We start from the raw sequence: 23,844 nt of genomic DNA, 5'->3' as shown, positions 1-23,844 counted from the left end.
GGGAGATGTAATATATGGAGCAATTAAAAAAGCAAGTTTGTGATTATATTGAGAGCCATGAAGAGGAAAGTGTGAAATTTTTAAAACGATTAATTCAAGAAAAGAGCGTATCTGGTGATGAAAGCGGAGCGCAGGCAATTGTGATTGAAAAATTACGTGAATTAGGTTTAGACCTTGATATATGGGAGCCTTCTTTTTCTAAAATGAAAGATCATCCTTATTTTGTATCACCCCGTACAAGTTTTTCAGATAGCCCAAATATTGTAGCAACTTTAAAAGGAAGTGGCGACGGGAAATCTATGATATTAAATGGGCATATTGATGTAGTTCCAGAAGGGGATGTGAATCAGTGGGAACATCATCCTTATAGCGGTGAGAAAATAGGAAATCGTATATATGGCCGTGGAACGACGGATATGAAAGGCGGAAATGTCGCACTTATGCTTGCGATGGAAGCGATTATTGAATCTAACATTGAATTAAAAGGAGACATCTATTTTCAAAGTGTAATAGAAGAGGAAAGTGGCGGAGCTGGGACATTAGCAACTATATTACGAGGATATAAGGCAGATGGTGTCATTATTCCAGAGCCTACTAATATGAAGTTTTTCCCGAAACAACAAGGTTCCATGTGGTTTCGTCTACGTGTAAAAGGGAAAGCTGCACACGGTGGAACGCGCTATGAAGGGGTTAGTGCAATTGAAAAAAGTATGTTTGTTATAGAACATGTAAGAAAGCTAGAGGAGAAAAGAAATAGTCGAATTACAGATCCGTTATTTAAAGGAATTCCGATTCCGATTCCAATTAACATTGGGAAAATTGAAGGAGGGAGTTGGCCAAGTTCTGTTCCCGATGAATTAATTTTAGAAGGAAGATGCGGTGTTGCGCCGAATGAGACTATAGAGGCGGCAAAAGAAGAGTTTGAGAATTGGATTGCTGAATTAAATGATGTGGACAATTGGTTTGTTGAAAATCCAGTAGAAGTAGAATGGTTTGGAGCGAGATGGGTTCCTGGTGAACTAGAAGAGAATCATGAACTCATTACGACACTTCATCATAACTTTGTTGAAATCGAAGGGAACGAACCAATTATTGAAGCATCTCCGTGGGGGACTGATGGAGGTTTATTTACACAAATTGCAAACGTACCAACAATAGTATTTGGTCCAGGAGAGACGAAAGTAGCACACTATCCAAACGAATATATAGAAGTTGATAAAATGATAGCTGCCGCAAAAATTATTGCATGTACATTACTAGATTGGTGTGAGGTGAAAAAATGAAATACTATGAATCTTTTAGAGAACAGACGAATTGTTATACAGTAGAAGGTGTTTTAGATTATTTTAATAAACGTATCCGGGTAGATCATTATACAGGAAATGTTGAAAGTATTATACAGACAATTGACGAACTAGCAGAGAAACATTCTTTCACTAAATGTATTATTAAAGGAAAGGGAGAGCATGTTTCAACATGGCTCTCTTTCGGTTTTTTGTTGGAAGCAACGATACCTCATTATTTTCAAGGACACGATGCATACTTTTTTGTGAAATATAATAATGATGAAAGACGAAATAGTATGCATTGGACTGAGGAAGATACTATATTAAGCGGTGTAAAAGGGAAAGAAATAAAAGAAAAAGTAGTTCCAGAGAAATTTTTGCTGAGAAAAGCGACTGAAGAAGATGCAGAAGAATTAGCAATTGTATTCGGAAAAGTGTTTGAAGTGTATCCGACACCTTTAAATGAAGCGAGTTATGTATTACAGACGATGAAAGAAGACGATACAATTTACTACGTATATGAATTTGAGGGGAAAATTATTAGTACAGCATCTGCAGAAATGAACATAAAGGAAGGGAATGCAGAATTAACAAATTGTGCTACTTTACCTGAATATCGTAAACATGGATTTATGAAAAGTTTACTAATTAAATTAGAGGAAGAGCTTCGAGAAAGATCTATTTTCTGCTCCTATACAATTGCTCGATCGCTTTCTTTCGGAATGAATGCTGCCTTTCATCAGTTAGGCTATACGTATACAGGAAGACTGGCGAATAATTGTTACATTTTCGATAAGTTGGAAGATATGAATATATGGGTGAAAAATCTATCTAGCTATTCGAAAGCAGTAAAAATTTCGCCTCAAAATTTAGCTGTAAAGCAAAACAGTTAGGTGGAGCTGGGTGTTCGAAAAGCCGTACTAATTAGAGTCTCGAGTTATCTAATGAAAATATAAAATTGATCAAAATTATAGAACGGAATCGTCATGCTTACAATCGCACATAGGTATGCCGAAAATTCGGCATATAATTGCCGGATTTTCGGCAAGAGGGGGGATGACATTGCTAGCAGTTTCGACACAAGAAGTCATTGAAGCGATTTTGGGCAGTATTGATGAGGCTATACACGCTGTAGATGAGAATGGAATTACAATATTTTATAATTCTGTAGCTGCAAAACACGATGGATCGAAGATTGAAAAAGTGTTAGGGAAACATCTGTTAGAAGCGTTCCCGTCTTTATCAAGGGAAACGAGTACATTGATGAAAGTACTAGATACAAAAAAACCTATCGTACATCAAGTACAGCATTATCAAAATTTAAATGGTGAAGATGTTTGTACAGTAAATACGACATTACCTATTTTTATAGATGGGAATATTGCTGGGGCTGTTGAAATTGCAAAGGATTACTCTACAATTCAAAAACTTACTGACACAATTGTTGATTTACAGTCGAAAATAAAGCGATCATCTAGAAAAAAAGTGATTAAAAAGCACGCTGCATTTGAGACGATAGTGACAAATGATACGCGGTTTAAACAGACGAAAGAGTTAGCACAAAAAGTAGCACCAACAGACGCGAATGTTTTAATATATGGTGAAACAGGAACAGGAAAAGAACTGTTCGTACAAGCAATTCATGAAGCTTCTAAAAGAAAAAATAAGCCATTTATTGCACAAAACTGTGCAGCTTTACCAGAGTCGCTACTAGAAAGTTTATTGTTTGGAACGACAAAAGGAAGCTATACAGGAGCGATTGAAAGAGCTGGGCTATTTGAACTGGTTGATGGTGGTACATTATTTTTAGATGAACTGAATTCAATGCCTCTTGATTTGCAGGCAAAAATGTTACGAGTGTTAGAAGATGGAGTCATTAGAAGAATTGGTGATAATAAGACGAGAAAAGTAGATGTTCGTGTTATTACCGCGATGAACCAGCCTCCAGAAATATGTTTACGAGAGAATAAAATTCGCACGGATTTATATTATCGCTTAAACGTATTTTCATTATATATCCCACCGCTTCGTGAAAGAACTGAGGATGTACTATTATTAGCATCTTATTTTTTGAAAGAATATAATAAAAGTTATAAAAAAGGGGTACTTCAAATTGATGAGGAAGCGAAAGATAGACTGCAAGCTTATCAGTGGCCTGGAAATGTCCGGGAGTTAAAACATACGATTGAACATGCTGTTATTATTGCAGAAGGAAATACATTAACAGCCAATTGTTTACCACGTATATTTCGGAAAGAGACGTTTTCGAAGAAGAAGGGTATAATGCCACTTAGAGAAGCACTTCATCAAACAGAAAAAGAATTGATAGATCAAGCGTTGATTGAAACGGAAGGGAATATATTACAAGCCGCAAAAATGTTGGGTATCCCTCGTCAAACGCTTCAATATAAACTGAGCAAGTACGACAAAACCGCCGAATAATCGGCGGTTTTTATGTGTTTGCACGAATAAAAGAGCGTTTACATATATAAATAGTAATGAATATGATGTTAAGTATTGATTTCATACAACGCTTAAAAATATTTTTTCGCTTATGTAATAGGGTTCTCCGCACAATTACTTATCAACAATGTAAAGTTGGCATAACTATTGCTTATATAAAGAATGAGCGTATAAAAAGGGGGAATAGCAATGTTACATGATGTATACAAACCAAATCGTCACTGGAAGGATATCGAATTATGGAAAGATGTTACTGAAGAGCAATGGAATGATTGGGTTTGGCAATTAACGAATACGATCAAAACGTTAGATGACTTAAGAAAAGTGATTAACTTAACACCTGAAGAAGAAGAGGGTGTTAAAATTTCAACGAAAACGATCCCGTTAAACATTACACCGTACTATGCTTGGCTAATGAATCCTGATGATCCACGCTGTCCGATTCGGATGCAATCAGTACCGATTTCGGAAGAGTTATATAAAACAAAATATGATTTAGAAGACCCACTTCACGAAGACGAAGATTCACCAGTTCCAGGGCTAACACATCGTTATCCGGACCGTGTACTATTCTTAGTAACAAATCAATGTTCTATGTATTGTCGTTACTGTACACGTCGTCGTTTTAGTGGACAAATTGGAATGGGTGTACCGAAGAAACAATTAGATGATGCAATTGCTTATATTCGTGAAACGCCACAAGTACGAGATGTATTAATCTCCGGTGGTGACGGACTTCTAATTAACGATAAAATTTTAGAATATGTATTAAAAAATTTACGAGAGATTCCGCATGTTGAGATTATTCGTATCGGAACGAGAGCACCAGTAGTATTCCCACAACGTATTACAGAAAATTTATGTAACATTATTAAAAAATACCATCCAGTATGGTTAAATACACATTTCAATACATCTATTGAAATTACTGAAGAATCGAAAAAGGCATGTGAAATGTTAGCGAATGCTGGTGTTCCAGTCGGAAACCAAGCAGTAATTTTAGCTGGTATTAACGACAGCGTTCCAATTATGAAAAAACTTATGCATGACTTAGTAAAAATCCGTGTACGTCCATACTACATTTATCAATGTGACTTATCTGAAGGTATCGGTCACTTCCGTGCACCAGTATCTAAAGGTCTTGAAATTATTGAAGGTTTACGTGGACACACATCTGGTTATGCTGTTCCGACATTCGTTGTTGATGCGCCAGGTGGAGGCGGTAAAATTGCACTTCAACCAAACTATTTAATCTCACAAAGTGCAGATAAAGTTGTACTTCGTAACTTTGAAGGTGTTATTACGACGTATCCAGAGCCAGAGAGCTATATTCCAGGAAGAGCGGAAGGATACTTTAAAGAGATTTATCCGAACTACGAAGAAAAACGTTCAGATGTTGGTATCGCAGGTCTTATGAGCGATAAGAAATTTAACCTCGTTCCAGACGACTTACAGCGTATGAACCGTCGTAAAGACTACGAAGATAATGATACTCATGCATCTTTAAAAGATAAACGTGATAAGCGCGATCAATTAAAAGATAAAAAATATCAAGCACAAATGGCTAAATTAGAAGAAAACGACAAAAAAACTGAGGGTGATGCAGTATGAATTGTATGTGGTGTGACAGTACAGAAGCGAAAGAAAGCTTGAATACTGTATATTGGGAATTACCAGATGGTACGAAAGCCATTGAAATCCAAGAGACACCATGTATTTCTTGTTCCTCGTGCGGGATGGACTATCAATCAGACCATACAGTAAAAGAAATTGAAGATCAATTATTCTTAATTTACACGAAAGATTTACCAAAACAACTAACATATGAAGAATTAATGGGAAGACCACGTCTATTAAAAAGAAATTATTTCGACTTTTAACCAGCTTTTATGCTGGTTTTTTTCTTTTTTGCCTTGTATAATGTACCCAAGTTAGAAAGGTAGGGAATATTTTTGAAAAAGACATTTTACCATTATATGATGAAGCATCGTGCAGCTTTATTTAGAAATGAAATTTCAGATTTAGCAGAGGCGATGTATGATGATTTAAGTTTTCCGAAGCAATCTGAAGACTATGATGAAATTAGTTCATACTTAGAGTTGAGCGGAATGCTAGAAAGTATGTCTATATTTGATGAAGCCTGGGATTTATACATACAAGATAGATAAAAACTATTTGAAAACATACAGAATACATTACTTTATTTAAAGTGAAGTATTCTGTATGTTTTTTATTATGAAATTTGTTGATTTGAAGCTAGTCTAGTTACTAGCTTTTTTTTGAGTGTAATGTAAATTTTATAAGATTATATTTTTTATTGAAAAAATTTATGAATATAAGCTTCTGTGATAAGCGTTTTTATGTAGGTTGCATATACTGATATCAAAATCACGACGTCAAAAAAAGGAGAGATAGAGATGGCAAGAAAAAAACAACCTAAATACAACGTAGGGGACATAGTCGTGATTACGCTATATGGAACCGTTGGGAAAATCACAAATATGAAGGTTTTAGATGGAGTTTATGTATACGAAGTCAATAATCACGATGGCTTTTACGTAGAGCAAACATTGCAGCACGTTACAGAGCAAGATATGAAAAAGGGCGATACGGAGTGGATTGAATTAAATTATAATTTTACGTTTGGTGATCTTGTGCAAGTAACTGGATATGATAAAGATGTTTTCCGTATTGTTGGTTTTCGTACAGAAGTATGGAGATATAAGAATGACGCATGGGAAGATACAATTTATGAATTGTCACGGATTACGGATGGTGAATGGTTAGAAGCGGATGAATCAGATTTAACGTTACTCGCCAATGCTCAAACGGCAAATGCAATTTTGAAGAAAATGAAACAAGATAAAGCAGGTATGAATAAATTAGATTTAGGGAAGTTAAAGTCAATTAACAACTCGAAAAAAGTGAGTGTTAAGACGAATCGTCAAGAAATCATTGATGGATTACTTGATATTTATAACGATTATCAATTATTGTTCGATACATTTAAAGATGAAGAATATAAAATTGTAATGGATGTTGTTCATAATTATTTAGTTAAATTGACAGAGAAAAAATAGTTAACTAGAAAGAGAGAATAAATTGAACAACAACATATGCAGTATAAGGTATGCCTACAACTATTAAAAAAATAAAAAGCCACTTTATAAGAGAGTCTGCCCATTGATCTTCATGCATGAACTCTTCTTTTGTTTGTCCTACTTCATATTGATTTTCCATTATTATTTCCCCCTTTGAATAGCTTGTACTACAATCGTATGTATCTCGTCCAAAGGTTATGACCTATAAAAAAATAAAATCTATTTTTCTAATCTCATATACATAATTTTGAGATTTTTTCATAAAACAGAAATAAAGGAGTGATGCTCATGAAGGAAATTGAAGTCGTGATTGATACGGAAGAGATTGCGGAGTTTTTTTATGAGCAACTAATTGAAAGAGGGTACGTCCCAAAACGAGAAGAAATTGAAGATCTCGCAGATATTACATTTGAGTATTTATTAGAGAAATGCATGATTGATGAAGTTTTTGATGAAGAGGATGAATGAAAGTAACGACGGGCATAACTCGTCGTTTTTTACTCTTTACAAACCTGTCACAAATATAGTCAATAATTATTGGTATAATGAAAAGGAAATTTTACTCAAGAGGTGAAGGAATGTTCAAAAAAATTATTGATTCTTTATTAGGAAAGAAAAAATATCGTTCGTATTCAAGTAGTGATTATCGTCGTAGAGGGCGCTCGTATTCAAGTAGCGATTATAAACGACGTTCATCTGGTTATGGACATCAACATTATAAAAGAAAACGTAAAAGCCGTAGCTTCTTTTCAAGCAGCTGATGAAATGGCGTCGTGTACTAGCATTATTTGATAGACCACTGCGAAAAAATACAATTGTTGCAGAGCGTTATAAAATTGAATCAGTAATTGGAATGGGCAGTTATGGGGTTACATATGTCGTTAATGATTTACAAATAAATAGATATAAAGTCTTAAAACAATTAAGACAAAGTAAACAAAGATATGAGTCTGGTAGAAGATCATTTGAACAAGAGAAAATGATTTTACAAACATTAAATCATCATGCAATTCCTAGTCTATATGATCATTTCCTATGGGAGAAAAAGAGCTTCTTTGTGATGGAGTACATGCCTGGTAAAAATTTTGAAGATTATATTTTCATAGATGGGTATGTATATACAGAACGTGAAGTTTTTGAGATTTTATATGAAATATTAGAAATTGTATCGGTGTTTCATAGTGAAGGCATTATTCATCGAGATTTACGCATTCCAAACATACTAATGAAAGAAAATCAAATTAGTATTATTGATTTTGGATTGGCTAAATGGAAAGGTGAGGATGATGAGCGAGCTACAACTTACGAAGGTGAACAAGCTTTGATGCGAGAAGTTCACTTTCGTAGCGACTTTTATGCGCTCGGTCATTTCTCATTATTTTTATTATATGCAGGATATGAATCTAATGAAAAACAGGAAAAACCATGGTACGAAGAATTAACTTTGGAACATTATACTCGCGAAATGCTTATGCGAATGTTACAAATAAAAACGCCGTACTATGAGAATGTACAAGATTTAAAACAAGATGTAGCTTCTGCTTTAGAAAGGATGGAGACTCCATGTTTCAAAAGTTTTTAGCAAGCGTTGGTATTGGAAGGGCAAAGGTAGATACTGTTCTTGAAAAAGATGAGTATATTGTTGGGGAAGAAATAGTTGGAAAAGTTCATATAACTGGAGGTTCAGTTAGCCAACAAATTGAAAGCATTTACTTAACATTATCGACGTCGTATGTACGAGAAGTGGATGATAAAAAAGTAACAACAACATATGATTTAGAGCGAGTACGCTTAACCGAACCTTTTTCTGTAGAACCGAATGAAACAGTTGACATTCCATTTTCTTTTCCAATGCCAATTGAAGCACCACTTACACTTGGTATGAAAACGGTTTGGATTCATACAGGTCTTGATATTAAACGTAGTATAGACCCAAGTGACCGCGACTACGTTCAAGTGTTACCCAATGCATTATTAAGTAGTGTTTTAGATAGTGTAAATGAATTAGGGTTTAAAGCACGTCATATAGAATGTGAAGAATTACCGCATCGATTACGTAAGCAAGTTCCATTCGCACAAGAATTTGAGTTTATTCCGGTTTCTGGAGAGTACTATGGGAAATTAGATGAATTAGAATTATTAATCTTGCCACGTGCATACGACCGATTAGAAATAATTATGGAAGTAGATAGAAAATCACGTGGATTAGCTGGTTTATTCGCTGAGGCACTTGATCTTGATGAGAAGGTGATTCGTTTTACCGTAACAAGAGAAGATATCCCTGAGATGAAGCAAAAAATTAATAATTATATTTTTTAATAAACTATGCATAAAAAAGAAATGGAGAGGAAAACTAAAACAACCGCTCCATTTTTTTGCATAGTGAGGTTATGTATGTGAAACGATATCGACATTTATACTTGCTAAGTTTTACGTTACTCATTTGTTTTGTCGTATTATCACTTTCGTATCATACCGCTTGTATTGAGAACTTTGACAATATAGTCGCACATTTTATTCAAAGCTTTCGAAACGATTATTTGACGACCTATTTTACTTGGGTGTCTTTTATCGGTTCCAAAAGAATATATTTTCCATTACTCATTATTCTTGTAATGTATTTTCTCGTTAGAAAAAAGTTGCTTAGTGCGTTGCTTCTAACAATTAATTACTACGGATCTCGTTATTTAAACAGTATGCTTAAACTATGGTACGAACGAGCAAGACCTGATGTCACGCAGCTTGTTACTGCAACTGGATATAGTTTTCCGAGCGGTCATACGATGAATGCTACTGCTTTTTTAGGATTTATTGCATACGTCACAATTACTGAAGAGCGTATTTCGTTGCATAAAAAATTGTTAATTATTCTTATAGCAAGCTTTGTTGTATTATCTATTTCAGTTAGCCGAATATATCTTGGCGTGCACTATCCATCTGACATATTAGCAGGATGGGCAGCCGGCGGTAGCTGGCTCGTTTTATGTGTTATATTCCATAAAACGTTTATAAAAAAAGAACCTATGTCATAATAGGTTCTTTTTTCATTGGCTCAACATGAATGTGTGCATGGTAAATTCCAAACTTTTTGCGAAGCATAGCTTCGATGTTGTCGGTAATACAGTGACTTTCTCCAACATCCATACGAGCATCTACTTCAATTGTAATATCAACGTACGTTTGATTCCCGTACATACGTGCTCGAATATCTACAATGTTTTCCACACCGCCAATATGCTCAATAGCATCAGCGTATTCTTCCATTTTATCAGGATCAATTCCATCTGTAAGCATATGAGAAGATTCTACGAAAATCTCCCATGCAGTTTTACAAATAATAAGACCGACAATTAAAGCGGCAATAGGGTCTAAAATAGGCATTTGGAACTGAGAACCGACAATACCTACTACAGTACCAATACTTACGAGTGCATCTGATAAGTTATCCTTTGCAGCGGCTTCTAATGATTTACTTTTTGTTCGTGCTGCAATTTTTTTCGTATACAAATACACGCAATACATAACGACAGCAGAAAATAAAGCAACCCATGCAGCGAGTACATTAGGCGCTGCGTGTTTCGGATTTAAGAAAGATTGAATGGCACTAATAACAACTTCTAATCCGACTGTTGCCATAATGAAGGAAGCAACAAGTGATGCGATTTGTTCGGCCCGCGAATGCCCATACGGATGATCTGGGTCACGAGGTTTACGAGATATTTTTAGACCAATTAATATTGCTAAAGAAGCACCGATATCCGTTAAGTTATTTAAACCGTCAGCACGCAATGCGCTAGAGAGGGTAATATAACTGATGATGATTTTCATAGAGGATAAAAATATGTAGGCCATAATGCTGACAATAGCACCTTTATCAGCTTCTTTATGAGAAAGAGTATCCATTTTAATCACTCACCTTTCTTTAAAGGAATTTCTTTCTATAAATAGAGTATCAAACGAAAGTCGTGTGGGTCTATACAAACATTGTTGACGTTTTATAGCTTTTTAAGAAGGGGATAACAAAGTTTCGTGAAGGAAAAATATGTTGAAAAGTACAAAGTCAGGGTGTGAACCTAATTAGAGTTTATTTACTAAAGAGATAGGAGGGTAGATGGATGAAGAAGCGAATACTTTTCTTACTATGTACTATTCTTATAATGACAGGGTGTAATTCATTAAACGATGAAAAACATCAAAAGATAATTGTGAAAACAGATGAAAGCCCTCTGAAAAATATTTTCCAGAGGGCTTTTATTTTAGTATGCTTCTAAAAACTCAGTAACTTGCTCTTCAGTTTTTGCATTAGCACTATGTAAGTGGCCTAGCTTCTCACTATTTTGGTATACAAGTAAACTTGGAATACCCATTACTTGATACTCTTCAGCGATACTTGGAAACTCATCTTTATTAATAGAATACCATTCAAATTTATTGAACTCTTCCATTACATCTCCGATAAAGTTGTCCATACGTACGCAATCTGGGCACCATGTAGTAAAGAACTTAACAACTACAGGCTCCTCGCTTGCGATGATGTCTTTGAATTCTTGTTCTGTTTTAATTTCTTTCATAAGTAAAACTCCTTTCAATATTACACGAATTTATATGCAAAATTCGTATTTGCAAACATGTTGCAAACTTATTATTTGTTTTTTAGTTTTGTAGTTCGTTCACACTTATAAAACTGTATTTTAAATTGTATATAACATGACTGCACTTCTAAGTGTGAAAATAACGGAACCTCACTTTACTTTATAAGCTTTTTCCAGGATTGTGTCAAACTTCTGAATTTTATACAGCAATTAAAGAAGCCCACACTTTGATTGAGTGTGGGCAGAGTGACTAAAATTAATCGCTTATTAATTTCGAATAGATATTTAAATCGATAAGCTTTCCAGCTGATTTTTCGCTCTTTCTCAGAGTCCCTTCAAAAGTAAAGTTTAATTTTTCTAATACCTTTATGGAATTTACATTTGCAGGTTCAACTTTTGCTTCAACACGATATAGTTTTAAATGTGTAAAAGCATAATCTAATAAAGAGGATATTGCTTCAGGGGCATATCCTTTACCCCAAAATTTTTTTGAAATATCATAACCAATCTCAGTCTTTGAGTTTTCAAAATCTAAGGAATTATAGCCACATGAACCGATAATGTGATTAGATTCTTTTTCAATAATAGTAAAACGTATAGCTTTATTATTTTGAGCGAGTTCGTTAAGAAATTGAATCATATCTTTTGCCTGGCTTTCATCGGTGAAATTACTTATATTCATGAATTTAGTAATATCAGGATCAGACCATATTTTAAACATACTTAATGAATCAGATGCTTTCATTTGCCTTAAATATAATCGTTGTGTGTGTAGTTCAGTAATCAATACTTTTACCTCCGTTATGTTGTAAGAATAGGTAGTTTAAAAATATTGATATCTGCGCATAATTCAGTCCCTTCTAGATTAATTAACTTTTATTATACAAGAAAATTACTACAGTGAACAAAGGCGTTAATTGGTTTAGCTATTTTCTATAATTGATGGAATCAGAGAGACAAAGGAACATGGTTTCAGTGGATTTAAAGATTTTAGCCCGCTATTTGTGAGCAGTAAGACCCCACCTTAAAATTCAGCAGAAGCAAAGAAGTTAGGTGGGGGTCGGGCTGCCCGTAAAAGCCCGATTGGTAAGGGCTAATAATCAGTGGGGGATGAACACCCCCCATTGATTAGAGTTTCACTTTATTCAATTCTTTAACAAACCCCTTATCTGGAAATTAAAGAACGCCTTGGGAGAAAGGCGTTCCATGACCAAGGAATGTATGGAAAATGATACTAAATGATTCATAATGAGATGATCATAAGTATTGTATGTATTTCTCTAATGTATGTGAAGTCTTTATTTCATAATATCGAAAAAGAACATGCATATAAGCATGCTCTTTCACAAGAAAGATAGATTTCTATGAGTGGATGCCTCCATACAATAATATATGCTTGTCCAGTTAAAAGGTGAAAAGTTTTATTAAAATCGTTATTTCAATGGAGAAGCCCTAGGATTAGGAGGCTAGGGCTTCAAGTCATGGTATATCTCACACGAAATTATAAAAAGAAAAGAACGTATTGAAGATAACACATGAATATTTCATATTTTATTATAAAAACTGTATAAGGCTAGAATTTATATAAATGTAATGGAAATTAATTAATAAAAAACTTTATTAGGGATTTGCCTTAATCATTTATAACAGTCAAGAATATTTATAAAATATGACTGTAGAAACAGGTCCGATTTTTATAACGATGGAGGGAATTGGTGTGGACATAACTCAAAGTATGGCCAGAATAGTGGTTAATGGGAAAGATATTCCGTTTACTTCAGTTAGAACTTCAATATGGAATCAAGGACCTGTAAATGATTTAATTGTTTCGACAAATCGGAGAGTCGAGGAGTTTTATCAATTTATGTGGTCACAAGTGCCAGTTACGCTCACAATGTATTTTCTTCAGGGAGCGGACTTGATGAGATTTGCTAGAATTGTTGGAATCGATCAAAGTGTAACGGGAGAATATATATATCATTTCTTTTGGGGATAAAATGAATTTAAAGCAGTTTAATAGCTGTTTTTTTATTTTATAGAGACATGATTCGAAGGCGAAGAATATGTATGGCTAGGAAGAGTAGTTTAGATCGTGATATAGATAAATTATTATCGCTTCTAAGTTTTTAAAAAATTTTCAAGAAAATCGGGAGGTTCTAATTGGATATATATCAACGCTTAGTTATTAATAGGAAATATAATGAAGGTTAAAAAGTTTAATGGGAATTTATTTATTTTTTCCAATCATAAAATGCGCAATTTATGTGAAGAGAATAATGACTAGTAAGTGGTTTAATACATTTAAAGATAGGAACATAAAAAAAGCGGTGTTAGTAATATGTATTATACAAAACAATGTAGAGAAACGATCAATATATAGGTGTTATTTTTAAGGATGTTTGTTTTTATAAGACAATATAATAAAGAAGGAACAGGTTAAGGGACAGTTTGAATTTCTAACAGAGAGCTGTGTGATTAAATAGGATAAAAGTAATTATTTAATGTTGGGATAGGTTATAAATGGAGAACCAATTAAAAGAAATATTTGGTGCATTGATAGCAGCTATAGGTACAATAACTTCCGCTATTGGAAGTACACCGTTCTATTTTATAAGCAGTAATGTAAGGGAGAATCTGAATATATATGGAAACACATTGCAAGCAGTTGGTAACGCTTTAGAGGCTGATGGTCAAGGGGAAATTTCCTTTGAAAAAATTGGAAACGAAATCCAATCAATTGGTAATGTAACTGTAATATCAGGGTTAGTTATTGATTTTACAGATGAAACAAAAGTTAAATTAGTTATTTCTGGAAATTGGGCGCAGGCTTTAGGAGGACTTACAGCATTAGCAGATGAATTTGAAGATACTTCAGATAAAGATGAGTCTTTTAATGTTGTAGGAAACTTATTGCAAGCTATAGGAAATTCCTTGCAAGCGATTGGAGGGATATATGAGCTAAAAAGTATTAGAAGAGATCGGCAGGATAGTAAAGAAAATCTAGTAAATGATACAGGGGAAATTTTAGACAATCAAGCAAATAGTCAACCGGATAAAAAGAAAGAAGGCCAGTCAATAGATACCATAGGAAGTTGGATCCAAGCCGTAGGTTCTGTATTTTCATTAATTGGACAAATACGTGAAGAAAGTGAGGAGTTAGAAGGGGATGATAAATAGACTAGTTTTAAAAGAACCTCATATAGTGCGCATATTTAATGGTAAGAAACTTTTTTATTGAATTCTAAGTTTAAAATTATATGATGCAGTAGGTAAAATGGGTTTAAGGAGTATTATTAGTTTAATAAAAAAGAGCTGTTAGTAAAAACTAAAAGATTTCATAAAAACTGGTAATAGAAACTGCTTTTTAGAAAATAACTTATACTTATTAATAATGGAATAGTAAATTTAAATTGAGAGAATGAAAGAGAGCTCCTATGGAAAGAGGCTCTTTAATTAATAAATTATTGTAATGGAACCAACGCTAAAATCAAATTAATTCCGCTATTTGCGGGCAGTAAGATCCCTACCTCAAAATTAAGCGCAAGCAAAGAAGTTAGGTGGAGATCAGGCTGCCCGTAAATGCCCAATTGGTGAGGACTGATTAAAGTTTCACTTTATTAATACATTTTAGTATTATCACTATATTTTTGAAAAGACATATGAATAACCTTGCTTTTTGAAGAATGATTTCTATATAAAAACCATATGCTATTTTGTAAGAAAAGAAAATAGCTTATAATTTATTAAATGCTCATTAAGAGTGCCTTTTGTATATGTTTGCAACCTCGGATGTGACTGCTTTTTTATTGAACATAATGACCGTTTAAATAGAAGGTTAATAGTGCGGAAGACATTAGAAGAATTAGAAAAATGTTATTAAATGAAGGAGTAGAATATGTAGCTGTTCAGATTAGAATGGATGGATTTTCTAGTGATGAAGTAATTGTTAACGACAAATATAACATATATTCGAAACTAGCATATTACAAGGAAACGTACAATGAGGATTTAGAACATAGATGGAATCCAGGAGTTCGTATTTTAGGATTTGCATATGGTTATTCGTTCTCAGGAATTATACATGAATTAGGATTATTAATTTAGTAGTGATGAAACTTATGGTGAATATTTCAATAGATACCATTATCCAACTGGTGTCTTTTTTAATGTTAAGGAATAAATAAAAAAGAGAGCTTAAGCCCTCTTTTTTATAACTGGCTAACTATTATGCACAAATTGGAATTCCTAATGCTATTAGAGTCAATGCTACTTGAAGAGAAAGCTCTAATCTAGCAATTTCGATTCCAGCAACTGAAACCACTAAAAGAGGTTGTCCATTAACGAACAAAACACAACTTTCCATGCTTACGCCTCCTTTCTAGTAATCTAATATAGTATATGGATTAAACTTTAAAAGTGTAATAGTTAAATGTATGAATTTAATATAATTAATAAATTAAACTATTATATTTAATAAATTAAAATTGACCTAACAGCTGCTTTTTTGTCACTTTATAAGAAGGGTCAGAATATATTAGAAGTATAAAAATTATAGGAGTGATAGATATGTTCTTTGCAAAATTGCGTGGTAGAAATGAAGTTCCACCAGTAGAAACAGATGCTCGAGGAGAGGGTTTCTTTAAATTAAGTCGGGACGAGCTTAGCCTAAGGTTCAAGTTAGATTTATTCAATATAGAGGATGTAGTAGCTGCCCATCTGCATCTTGGATTAAAAGGAACGAACGGCCCTGTTGTAGCTTTTTTATTTGGACCGATAACAAATCCAGTTTCAATAGAGTGCGCAACTCTTACGGGAATGATTACTCAAGAAGATTTGGTTGGACCGTTAGCGGGTCAAACATTAGGCACTCTTGTAAATGAGATTATATCTGGAAACATATATATTAATGTTCATACAGTACAACATCCTAATGGTGAAATTCGTGGACAACTAAATTATTGCTAATGAATAATGGTAGTAGGAAAATTTAGCGAGAAACAAAAAGCATCCGTTGAGGGTGCTTTTATTTGGAGAATGATATTTATATTAAAAATGTTTAAACTTAATAAAAGCTAGTGAATTAGCTTTCAGCACTCACTGAAATATAGAATCATAACATACTTTGTAATAAATTATACGGAAGTGAGTTGAAAATCATGTTTTATTCATATTTTAATTCTGAAACTGGTATGCGACCAGCGTATGGTACATCTATAACGTATAGTGGAGCACAAAGTACAGTCCAAGCTATTCAACAAGCATTGCAAATGCAACAACAATTGCAAATGCAGCAGCAAGGTGTACAACCGTATTATTCATCCGTAGAGTATTTTTACCCAGTACATCATGTTACACCGTACGGAAGTTCTTTTCTTACTATTCCATATGGAACTGTATACAACTTATAACTAATAAGGAATGAAGTGGTGTATATAAATAAGGGTGCAGGTTAATAGCGCCCTTATGAATAATAAAAATAGCTAGTCCAAACCTTATAAATCAATCTTACATAATATGTAGTAATAAGTTTGAAAGGGGAATTAGTATGTCTTGTTATTACTACTGTAAGTATTGTAAGGAGTATAAAAAGAAGCTTCATGATTGTTGTAAGAACACTAGTAAGTGCCATGATAACAAGGACAATCTTGTTAGAGCATCGGCATTTAGAGCTAGAAATACAGTAAATCAAAATGTTCCTGCTAATACTTTTGTGAAAGTGTTATTTCAAAATGAACAATTTGATTTAGCGAATGAGTATAATCCAGCAACATCTATTTTTATGCCGAAGACTAAAGGAGTATATTCTATTATTGGAACGATTGGTTTCTTTCCAAACGATCCAACTTTAAATTATAGAGCGCGTGTAGAAATTCGTGTGAATGGAAACGCAGCGATAGCTATAGATAATGACTTTTTTGGTCCAATAAGTTTTGGAAATGTAGTAAGTGTTTCGACGATTGTTCAATTGAATGCAGGGGATGAAGTTGAGATTTATGCACAAAGTAGTATAGATGGAGTTTTAAGTCCTTTAGAAGATGGTGCACATTTTGAAGCAGCAAGATTTCCTTCGCCGATTAAATAAAGTCATTAAACATTGAGTTTACAGAAGCTTAAAGGTAAATCCTCACCGAAATGGTGAGGGTTTTTTACTCTATTAAAAATAGTAACAGGTCGTCCAAGCTATTCTAATCTATATAGCATACTATATAAAAATAAGTGTAAAGGGGGACTAACTATGTCTTATTATTACTGTAAGTATTGTAAAGATTACAAAAAGGAAAGTCATGATTGTTATAGAAAAAGTAGTAAATGTGATAGGAAGTATGTAAAGGTGAAGTGTTGTGATGATAAGAAAGAGGAGCTTGTAAGGGCATCGGCATTTAGAGCTGTGAATACAGTTAATCAACCTGTTCTAGCAAATACTCCTGTTAAAGTATTATTTCAAAATGAACAATTTGATCTAGCGAATGAATATAATCCAGTAACATCCATTTTCACTCCGAAAACTAGAGGGGTATATAGTGTATTAGGAAATATAACATTTTCTCCAAATGATTTTAATGTGAATTACAGAGCTAGAGTAGAAATTCGTGTAAATGGAAATCCAGCAATAGCGATAGATAATGATTTCTTTGGAACAGGAGTATTTTTTAATAATGATGTTTCAGTAACTACTATTCTTCAATTAGAAGCAGGAGATTCAGTTGAAGTTTTTGCAGAAAGTAGTATTGCGGGCGTAATTGTACAAAATGTTAATGGTTTAAATACGGTTCACTTTGAAGCGGCAAGATTTCCTTCTCCAATTAAATAAAACAGATCATTAAATGTTTTTTAGTAGGTTTAGTTAATCCCCTTACCAAATGGTGGGGGATTATTATTGTTTTTCTAAAATATATAAGTAAACAGGTAAAGTGTAGTTTAATTTGTAGAGGCTTTAACCTTATTCAGATAATGAAAAAAATAATATGTAAATAAGTAACATGCTTCTGAAAACTCAGTGTTAGTAAGTTTACTAGTTTTTTTATAGAACAAGAAAGACGAAATACATAAAAGATCGTATCATTACGTTTTTTCTTTACTATATAGAAATTACATATTGAACATAAACTTGTGTAGGGAATGCTAGTACACTGAAAAGAATAACATAAAGGCGATTACACTATATAAAAACAAAATCAATCCTAAGATGAGTAGTATTGGATGCAGCTTGAACATATTTGACCTCCTTGAGTACATAAAGAATTTTAATATATTGTTGGTCAATTTAGAAGGGGACGGTTACATAAAAAAAGAGCATACATAATAAGTACGCTCCAAAGAAAGATAGGTTTTATGAGTGGATAATCTCCATACGATAATATATGTCCTTTTAATAAAAACGTGTAAAAAATCAATGAATTATCAATGGAATATCATAAAATGAGTAATTTTAGTCTAGGAATGCAGTCATTTTCTTTCTCAGTTATTTTAGGTAACAAAGTTGTGAAAATCGTGCATTATGCGGACTAACAACGGGATAACGATCGTACTTCAGTTACATATTTCTTAAAGTCTGGATATTGCGTGATAGTTTGACATTTTGGGGTGCATAGTTGATTAATAATAGACACATTTGTAATTACTTCGTTACAAGGACCGAAAAATGTAACTTTTAGCTTTGAATTTGGTGGGATTTTGAACACGATAGGCTTTTTTTCCATGAAATCAGCTCCTAATATTGAGTATTATAATTTAATGGATATAGAGTCGTATTAGTATAATATGAAATTTCAGTGGATTTGCTTATAATAAAGAATTTCATAGTAGTAAAAGTGCTTAAAGATGTAAAAGGGAAATTGAGAATGCGAAATAAAATGTTTAATTAATATAATCAATAAATACGAAAATAGTTAATATAACTAATACATTTTTTAATTTGTTACATATTATGTTAGTAAGAATGGTATAAGGAGGTAATATAAAGTAGTGGAAGAAAATGTACAAGCTCAGCTTTCGCCACCGTGGATCACATATTTTAATGAATTGAAAAATTCAATAGGTGCTGATCCAACTGTTACAGTTGGGCCACTTATTCCTGTTGGTGGTAATTATATTATTTTAGTGCATGCGTTAAGCAACGAAAAAGCGAGAGCATTAGCAACGCTTTTAAAATCTTTTGTACAATTTGGGAATGTAAGTGTGACAGTTATTGTAACAAATAATGAGAATGAAATTGTAAATCCATTTCCTTGTCCACTAGATGCATTTGAAATAGCTCATTTATTTCAAGTAGCACTAGAAAATAATCCTTATTTTGAACAAGTTGTGGTACAGCCTCAGTTCCCTGGCGGACCGAATGTTGTCTTTCCGGTTTTCGCTGCGGAAGTCATTCAGTTTTTCAATGACGATATTTCTAACTTATGTCAAACGTTTACAGGTGTTGCTGCCAATGTATTTCGTGATGTAATGAATGATGAGATTTGTGGTATCCCAATTCTATTTTCCACAAGTTGTGTTATGAGCAGTGAAAATCAAGAATTACAAAATACAGATTTAGCACCAAAGTTGTTTTATTAAACTGTAAAAAGACATTTTCATTAATAGAAAATGTCTTTTTTTATGCACCAATAGTGTTCAGGTTGGAAAATTGTGATTTAAAAGGAGTAAACTTCAATTAATTAAAATTTTTCTAAATCTCAAATTTCATGTAGAGGTAGTAATTTTGACTTAAGAATATATAGAAAATGAGGGATGAAATTTTTTAGTTGAAAGGAAATCGATACTGAAAGTTATAACTTAATAATATAGGGGATTTTTTCTAATATATGTAAAAATGATTGGTAGGACGAGATTACATAATAAATGAATAGTAGGGTGTATTTCGAATATTTTATGTGGCATACATGTTAAAGTTTATAGAAATATTTCTGAAAGAGAATATATTTTGAAAAACGGTAAAGATTCTTTTTACTTATATTATAGATAGCTAGTTTTAGAGAGCTGAGGCTTACAATAAAACTAGCTATGAATAGGACATTCAAAAGGAGCTGGAATGTATGGGGTATATTGTAGACATTTCAAAATGGAATGGAACTATCAATTGGGATATTGCAGCATCTCAGCTAGATTTAGTGATTGCTAGAGTTCAAGATGGCTCTAATACGGTGGATTTTATGTATCAAAATTATGTTAGTGAAATGAAAAAGCATAGTATCCCATTTGGTAATTATGCTTTTTGCCGTTTTATATCTATTGCTGATGCGAAGAAAGAGGCGCAAGATTTTTGGAATCGTGGTGATCAATCTGCTAAGTTTTGGGTAGCGGACGTAGAAGTTCAAACGATGGCAGATATGCAAGGCGGGACACAGGCATTTATTGATGAATTACGCCGTTTAGGTGCGGAAAAAGTAGGATTATATGTAGGGCATCACACGTATCTATCATTTGGAGCACGTAATATTGAAGCTGATTTCGTATGGATCCCTCGTTATGAAGGGAATAAGCCAGCATATTCATGTGATATGTGGCAATATACGGATTCAGGGAATGTTCCTGGGATTGGGAAATGTGATCTGAATCGATTAGTAGGAAATAAGTCACTTTCTTGGTTTATAGATTCCAACAAAGCAAATCAATCTAACATAGTGTATACACAGCAACCGAATGGCATTGGTATTGCAGTTTCGAAATATCCTGATGGATATGGAATAAATTTATATGAAAACCCCATAAATCCCCAATTTACAGGTACACTCACTCAGAAAATTCCATATTTAATCTTAGCAGGTTATTGGGGAGGCGGTGAGCAAGATATGATTTGTTTAGGGAACGATAAGCAGTGGGTATATTTAAAACATTTTAATGTGAAATGGTTTTATGCAACTTCAAAATATCCTGTCGGTTACGGAGTAAATTATTATGAAGAGCCTGAATGTATGAATTATAAAGGAAACATAGATGGATCGAAATCTTTTCGAGTGTGGGGTAGAGTGGGAAATGCGGTAGATATCGGGCAGAATAGTTGGATACCTGAAAAACATGTAATTATTAAGCAACTATAGAAGCTATATTTTTTTGAGAATTATATAAAGAGTCTTCTTACTATGCATAGTAAGAAGACTCTTTATATTTAAAAATGAAAATACATGATACATAGTCAACTCATATGAAATGAATTACATGTAGAAAACACACTGTTTTCACAATGACTGTGTATAGTTAATTTGCATAATGATAAAAGTGAGGTATTTGAATTGAAAAAGAAGAAAATATTTATTGGAACAATTATTTCATGCATGATGCTAGCATTATCTGCATGTGGTTCCTCAGACAACGTAGTAACATCAAAAGTAGGAAATGTTACAGAGAAAGAATTAAGTAAAGAATTACGACAACAATATGGAGAAAGTACTTTATATCAAATGATGTTAAGTAAGGCATTGTTAGATAAATATAAAGTTTCAGATGAGGAAGCAAAAAAGAAAGTAGAAGAAGCAAAAGATAAAATGGGCGAGAACTTTAAATCGACTTTAGAACAACTTGGGTTGAAAAATGAAGATGAATTAAAAGAAAAAATGAAGCCAGAAATTGCATTTGAGAAAGCGATTAAAGCAACAGTTACAGATAAAGATGTGAAAGATAACTATAAACCAGAAATGAAAGTAAGTCACATTTTAGTGAAAGATGAAAAAACGGCTAAAGAAATAAAGGAGAAAGTAAATAATGGTGAAGATTTTGCTGCCTTAGCAAAACAGTATTCAGAAGATACTGGTTCAAAGGAACAGGGCGGGGAAATATCTAGTTTTGCTCCTGGGCAAACAGTGAAAGAATTTGAGGAAGCTGCGTATAAATTAGATGCAGGCCAAGTAAGTGAGCCGGTTAAAACAACTTACGGTTACCATATTATTAAAGTGACGGATAAAAAAGAATTGAAGCCATTTGATGAAGTAAAGGATAAAATTCGTAAAGATATAGAACAACAAAGACTACAAGATACGACAGGTAAATGGAAACAACAAGTAGTCAATGATTTATTGAAAGATGCTGATATTAAAGTGAATAATAAAGAATTTAAAGATACATTTAAATTTCTAGAAAAGAAATAATGACTGTAATCATAATTAGAAAAGGGAACTCATATAGAGTTCCCTTTTTCTAATTAGTGTGTGAGTTATAAATAGATAGTAAGACAATACAATATTACATTTAAATATTAAGAATTACAATGGGAAATTATGGATTATAATTATTTCAACGAAAGTGAATATTCTAAGGTTTTCATTATGCAAGTTTATTACATATATTTACTCTTTAATAATGGATATCGAACATAATTTAAAAAATAATACATATAATGTTTTTGAATAAATATTTAACATGGATAATTAGTAAAAAGCTGAGCATTCGATTGGAAAGGATGTTCTTTTTCATATGAAAATTTTAGGATAAAGAATGAATTGTTTTAAACGCGTCATTTACCACATCAATAAATTAAGGTGGTGGAGAATATATGAAAGTAATCTTTCAAGGAGAGGGCGGCGCGAAAATTTTTGAGTCATATGATGAAAATGTAAGTGATTTATTAGCTATATTAAAAGAAACGAAAGGGATTAAAATCGGGATGGTTGAGTATAAAGTGTTAAAGTACGAACTTAATTATTTTCGTCATCCGAAAAAAGCGGATACAGAGAGAGAGTTACATATAATAGTACAACCTAAGTATATGTAATAAAATATAATAATAAAAATCATTGATTCAGTTTTGTAAAGTTCCATAGAGTATGTAAGAAAAGAGAGTGTTGTAAATGCTCTCTTTTCTTATGCTTTGTGAGTTCGTTCATCATAGTATATGTTTTCAGTTATAGATGGTTAATAAACGATAAAAATTTAAAACTTTTTCGTTTAGGCAGGGATTTTATATTTGAGTAAATAAATATACTATGAAGTATTTTTTATACGAATACTGGAGGAGTATAAAATGAGTTTAGCAAGTTACATAGGCTGTAATATAGAAATTCCGTTAACGGATCCGGATTCTAATAATCTAATTGTTTTTGGACCGTGTTTTTCAGATGAAAGTATGCTTGAAATTGTACAAGATTATCAATTCCAAACAAATTACACGTATGAGGTTTCAACTAGTTGGGGAATTGAACTTGTCGAGTGGCAAAATGTAAAGGAAAAAAAGAAGCGAAAGAAAAACTTTTAACTTTATGCAAGATTATGGAAGGTTATTTGGAAGATGGAGACTATTTCGAATTATGTAGTTGTTGGGTTGGTGATGAAGATAAGGAACGAGTAGGGGAATTGAACTTAAAAATAAATCATTTTAATATAGATGAATTATGTATTCCAGAAAGAACATTAGTTAGGATAGAAAAATAAGCTTTGAAATATTTTTTAGAAAAAGGCGATTTCACTTTG

At 32.9% G+C, this 23,844-nt stretch carries 30 protein-coding genes and 1 pseudogene; 25 read left to right on the top strand and 6 right to left on the bottom strand.

The genetic code is table 11. From position 1 onward, the window contains the following. Positions 1 to 14 precede the first annotated feature (14 nt). From F3I02_RS28570 to F3I02_RS28540, 7 genes are all read left to right on the top strand, one after another. Positions 15 to 1,283, top strand: coding sequence for a peptidase (locus F3I02_RS28570; protein ID WP_000436690.1), 1,269 nt, complete (start codon positions 15 to 17; stop codon positions 1,281 to 1,283). Further along, positions 1,280 to 2,179, top strand: a complete 900-nt coding sequence (gene ablB, locus F3I02_RS28565; protein WP_131249950.1) for a putative beta-lysine N-acetyltransferase — start codon at positions 1,280 to 1,282, stop codon at positions 2,177 to 2,179. Before F3I02_RS28570 ends, ablB begins: the two co-directional genes overlap by 4 nt. A 163-nt stretch (positions 2,180 to 2,342) precedes the next feature. Then, the gene (gene rocR, locus F3I02_RS28560; RefSeq protein ID WP_080029637.1) at positions 2,343 to 3,728 is read left to right on the top strand and encodes an arginine utilization transcriptional regulator RocR; all 1,386 of its coding nucleotides are present in this window, start codon (positions 2,343 to 2,345) and stop codon (positions 3,726 to 3,728) included. A gap of 210 nt (positions 3,729 to 3,938) precedes the next feature. Beyond that, on the top strand, positions 3,939 to 5,360 hold the full coding sequence (kamA, locus tag F3I02_RS28555) for a lysine 2,3-aminomutase (protein WP_000902142.1): 1,422 nt from the start codon (positions 3,939 to 3,941) through the stop codon (positions 5,358 to 5,360). Then, positions 5,357 to 5,629 (top strand): YokU family protein, encoded by a 273-nt coding sequence (locus F3I02_RS28550; protein ID WP_000995763.1) that lies wholly within the window; start codon positions 5,357 to 5,359, stop codon positions 5,627 to 5,629. Before kamA ends, F3I02_RS28550 begins: the two co-directional genes overlap by 4 nt. 72 nt (positions 5,630 to 5,701) lie before the next feature. Continuing rightward, a complete protein-coding gene (locus tag F3I02_RS28545) occupies positions 5,702 to 5,917 on the top strand; it encodes a YozE family protein (protein WP_000750717.1) in 216 nt (71 codons plus the stop codon). 249 nt (positions 5,918 to 6,166) lie between these two features. Next, the gene (locus F3I02_RS28540) at positions 6,167 to 6,829 is read left to right on the top strand and encodes a hypothetical protein (protein ID WP_000101499.1); all 663 of its coding nucleotides are present in this window, start codon (positions 6,167 to 6,169) and stop codon (positions 6,827 to 6,829) included. A 4-nt stretch (positions 6,830 to 6,833) separates the two neighbouring features. Here F3I02_RS28540 and F3I02_RS28535 read toward each other — a convergent pair whose 3' ends face one another. After that, positions 6,834 to 6,989, bottom strand: a complete 156-nt coding sequence (locus F3I02_RS28535; RefSeq protein WP_000431486.1) for a DUF3930 family protein — start codon at positions 6,987 to 6,989, stop codon at positions 6,834 to 6,836. Positions 6,990 to 7,138: 149 nt separating this feature from the next. Here F3I02_RS28535 and F3I02_RS28530 point away from each other — a divergent pair, with 149 nt between their 5' ends. The 5 genes from F3I02_RS28530 to F3I02_RS28510 all read left to right on the top strand — a co-directional run bounded on the left by F3I02_RS28530 (position 7,139) and on the right by F3I02_RS28510 (position 9,882). Next, a complete protein-coding gene (locus F3I02_RS28530; protein WP_000658451.1) occupies positions 7,139 to 7,318 on the top strand; it encodes a YozD family protein in 180 nt (59 codons plus the stop codon). A 110-nt stretch (positions 7,319 to 7,428) separates the two neighbouring features. After that, a complete protein-coding gene (locus F3I02_RS28525) occupies positions 7,429 to 7,611 on the top strand; it encodes a hypothetical protein (protein ID WP_000473371.1) in 183 nt (60 codons plus the stop codon). Continuing rightward, the gene (locus F3I02_RS28520) at positions 7,611 to 8,432 is read left to right on the top strand and encodes a serine/threonine protein kinase (protein ID WP_000872068.1); all 822 of its coding nucleotides are present in this window, start codon (positions 7,611 to 7,613) and stop codon (positions 8,430 to 8,432) included. The genes F3I02_RS28525 and F3I02_RS28520 overlap by 1 nt, the downstream gene beginning before the upstream one ends. Further along, a complete protein-coding gene (locus F3I02_RS28515) occupies positions 8,414 to 9,169 on the top strand; it encodes a sporulation protein (protein ID WP_000486610.1) in 756 nt (251 codons plus the stop codon). Before F3I02_RS28520 ends, F3I02_RS28515 begins: the two co-directional genes overlap by 19 nt. 77 nt (positions 9,170 to 9,246) lie before the next feature. Beyond that, entirely contained in the window at positions 9,247 to 9,882 is a 636-nt protein-coding gene (locus F3I02_RS28510; protein WP_000833370.1) for a phosphatase PAP2 family protein, read from the top strand. Here the strand turns inward: F3I02_RS28510 and F3I02_RS28505 are convergent. From F3I02_RS28505 to F3I02_RS28495, 3 genes are all read right to left on the bottom strand, one after another. Then, on the bottom strand, positions 9,872 to 10,753 hold the full coding sequence (locus F3I02_RS28505) for a cation diffusion facilitator family transporter (RefSeq protein WP_000380379.1): 882 nt from the start codon (positions 10,751 to 10,753) through the stop codon (positions 9,872 to 9,874). The genes F3I02_RS28510 and F3I02_RS28505 overlap by 11 nt on opposite strands. 353 nt (positions 10,754 to 11,106) lie before the next feature. Further along, positions 11,107 to 11,421 (bottom strand): thioredoxin family protein, encoded by a 315-nt coding sequence (locus F3I02_RS28500; RefSeq protein ID WP_000658788.1) that lies wholly within the window; start codon positions 11,419 to 11,421, stop codon positions 11,107 to 11,109. Positions 11,422 to 11,698: 277 nt separating this feature from the next. Continuing rightward, positions 11,699 to 12,229 carry a GNAT family N-acetyltransferase gene (locus tag F3I02_RS28495; protein WP_000627264.1) on the bottom strand — a complete coding sequence of 177 codons (531 nt, stop codon included), beginning with the start codon at positions 12,227 to 12,229 and terminating at the stop codon, positions 11,699 to 11,701. 882 nt (positions 12,230 to 13,111) lie between these two features. Between F3I02_RS28495 and F3I02_RS28490 the strand changes: the two genes are divergently transcribed. From F3I02_RS28490 to F3I02_RS28480, 3 genes and pseudogenes are all read left to right on the top strand, one after another. Then, positions 13,112 to 13,438, top strand: a complete 327-nt coding sequence (locus tag F3I02_RS28490) for a hypothetical protein (protein WP_002164002.1) — start codon at positions 13,112 to 13,114, stop codon at positions 13,436 to 13,438. Between the two features lie 524 nt (positions 13,439 to 13,962). Further along, positions 13,963 to 14,619, top strand: coding sequence for a DUF6944 family repetitive protein (locus F3I02_RS28485; protein ID WP_000431339.1), 657 nt, complete (start codon positions 13,963 to 13,965; stop codon positions 14,617 to 14,619). Between the two features lie 661 nt (positions 14,620 to 15,280). Further along, positions 15,281 to 15,546, top strand: a pseudogene (locus tag F3I02_RS28480) (hypothetical protein). Between the two features lie 121 nt (positions 15,547 to 15,667). Here the strand turns inward: F3I02_RS28480 and F3I02_RS28475 are convergent. Further along, on the bottom strand, positions 15,668 to 15,805 hold the full coding sequence (locus F3I02_RS28475; RefSeq protein WP_000443219.1) for a DUF3956 family protein: 138 nt from the start codon (positions 15,803 to 15,805) through the stop codon (positions 15,668 to 15,670). 203 nt (positions 15,806 to 16,008) lie between these two features. Here F3I02_RS28475 and F3I02_RS28470 point away from each other — a divergent pair, with 203 nt between their 5' ends. From F3I02_RS28470 to F3I02_RS28455, 4 genes are all read left to right on the top strand, one after another. Continuing rightward, a complete protein-coding gene (locus tag F3I02_RS28470) occupies positions 16,009 to 16,407 on the top strand; it encodes a CHRD domain-containing protein (protein ID WP_000464545.1) in 399 nt (132 codons plus the stop codon). A gap of 191 nt (positions 16,408 to 16,598) precedes the next feature. Then, complete coding sequence (locus F3I02_RS28465; protein ID WP_000500095.1) at positions 16,599 to 16,850, top strand: DUF3947 family protein; 252 nt, start codon at positions 16,599 to 16,601, stop codon at positions 16,848 to 16,850. A gap of 137 nt (positions 16,851 to 16,987) precedes the next feature. Next, positions 16,988 to 17,524, top strand: coding sequence for a C1q-like domain-containing protein (locus tag F3I02_RS28460; RefSeq protein WP_001278090.1), 537 nt, complete (start codon positions 16,988 to 16,990; stop codon positions 17,522 to 17,524). A 153-nt stretch (positions 17,525 to 17,677) separates the two neighbouring features. Next, positions 17,678 to 18,253: a complement C1q domain-containing protein gene (locus tag F3I02_RS28455; RefSeq protein ID WP_000122944.1), complete on the top strand. Its 576-nt coding sequence runs from the start codon at positions 17,678 to 17,680 to the stop codon at positions 18,251 to 18,253. A gap of 694 nt (positions 18,254 to 18,947) precedes the next feature. Here the strand turns inward: F3I02_RS28455 and F3I02_RS28450 are convergent. Continuing rightward, a complete protein-coding gene (locus F3I02_RS28450; RefSeq protein WP_000412557.1) occupies positions 18,948 to 19,142 on the bottom strand; it encodes a hypothetical protein in 195 nt (64 codons plus the stop codon). A 265-nt stretch (positions 19,143 to 19,407) separates the two neighbouring features. On the opposite strand from F3I02_RS28450, the gene F3I02_RS28445 reads away from it, so the two are divergent. The 6 genes from F3I02_RS28445 (at position 19,408) to F3I02_RS35060 (ending at position 23,805) form a co-directional block, all read left to right on the top strand. After that, the gene (locus F3I02_RS28445) at positions 19,408 to 19,998 is read left to right on the top strand and encodes a hypothetical protein (RefSeq protein WP_000392280.1); all 591 of its coding nucleotides are present in this window, start codon (positions 19,408 to 19,410) and stop codon (positions 19,996 to 19,998) included. A gap of 479 nt (positions 19,999 to 20,477) precedes the next feature. Continuing rightward, entirely contained in the window at positions 20,478 to 21,482 is a 1,005-nt protein-coding gene (locus F3I02_RS28440) for a glycoside hydrolase family 25 protein (RefSeq protein ID WP_131249952.1), read from the top strand. Between the two features lie 192 nt (positions 21,483 to 21,674). Continuing rightward, entirely contained in the window at positions 21,675 to 22,526 is an 852-nt protein-coding gene (locus F3I02_RS28435; protein ID WP_000727343.1) for a peptidylprolyl isomerase PrsA, read from the top strand. Positions 22,527 to 22,930: 404 nt separating this feature from the next. Next, the gene (locus F3I02_RS28430; RefSeq protein ID WP_000864279.1) at positions 22,931 to 23,149 is read left to right on the top strand and encodes a hypothetical protein; all 219 of its coding nucleotides are present in this window, start codon (positions 22,931 to 22,933) and stop codon (positions 23,147 to 23,149) included. A 249-nt stretch (positions 23,150 to 23,398) separates the two neighbouring features. Next, positions 23,399 to 23,629, top strand: coding sequence for a KH domain-containing protein (locus F3I02_RS35065; protein ID WP_000050497.1), 231 nt, complete (start codon positions 23,399 to 23,401; stop codon positions 23,627 to 23,629). Beyond that, entirely contained in the window at positions 23,584 to 23,805 is a 222-nt protein-coding gene (locus F3I02_RS35060) for a hypothetical protein (protein ID WP_002164004.1), read from the top strand. The genes F3I02_RS35065 and F3I02_RS35060 overlap by 46 nt, the downstream gene beginning before the upstream one ends. The last annotated feature ends 39 nt before the right edge of the window (positions 23,806 to 23,844 follow it).

The sequence above is a fragment of the Bacillus sp. SRB3LM genome (assembly GCF_015712745.1).
Classification (GTDB): domain Bacteria; phylum Bacillota; class Bacilli; order Bacillales; family Bacillaceae_G; genus Bacillus_A; species Bacillus_A thuringiensis_K.
Note: the sequence above shows the minus strand (reverse complement) of the source record. Positions and strands in the feature narration are given on the sequence as shown.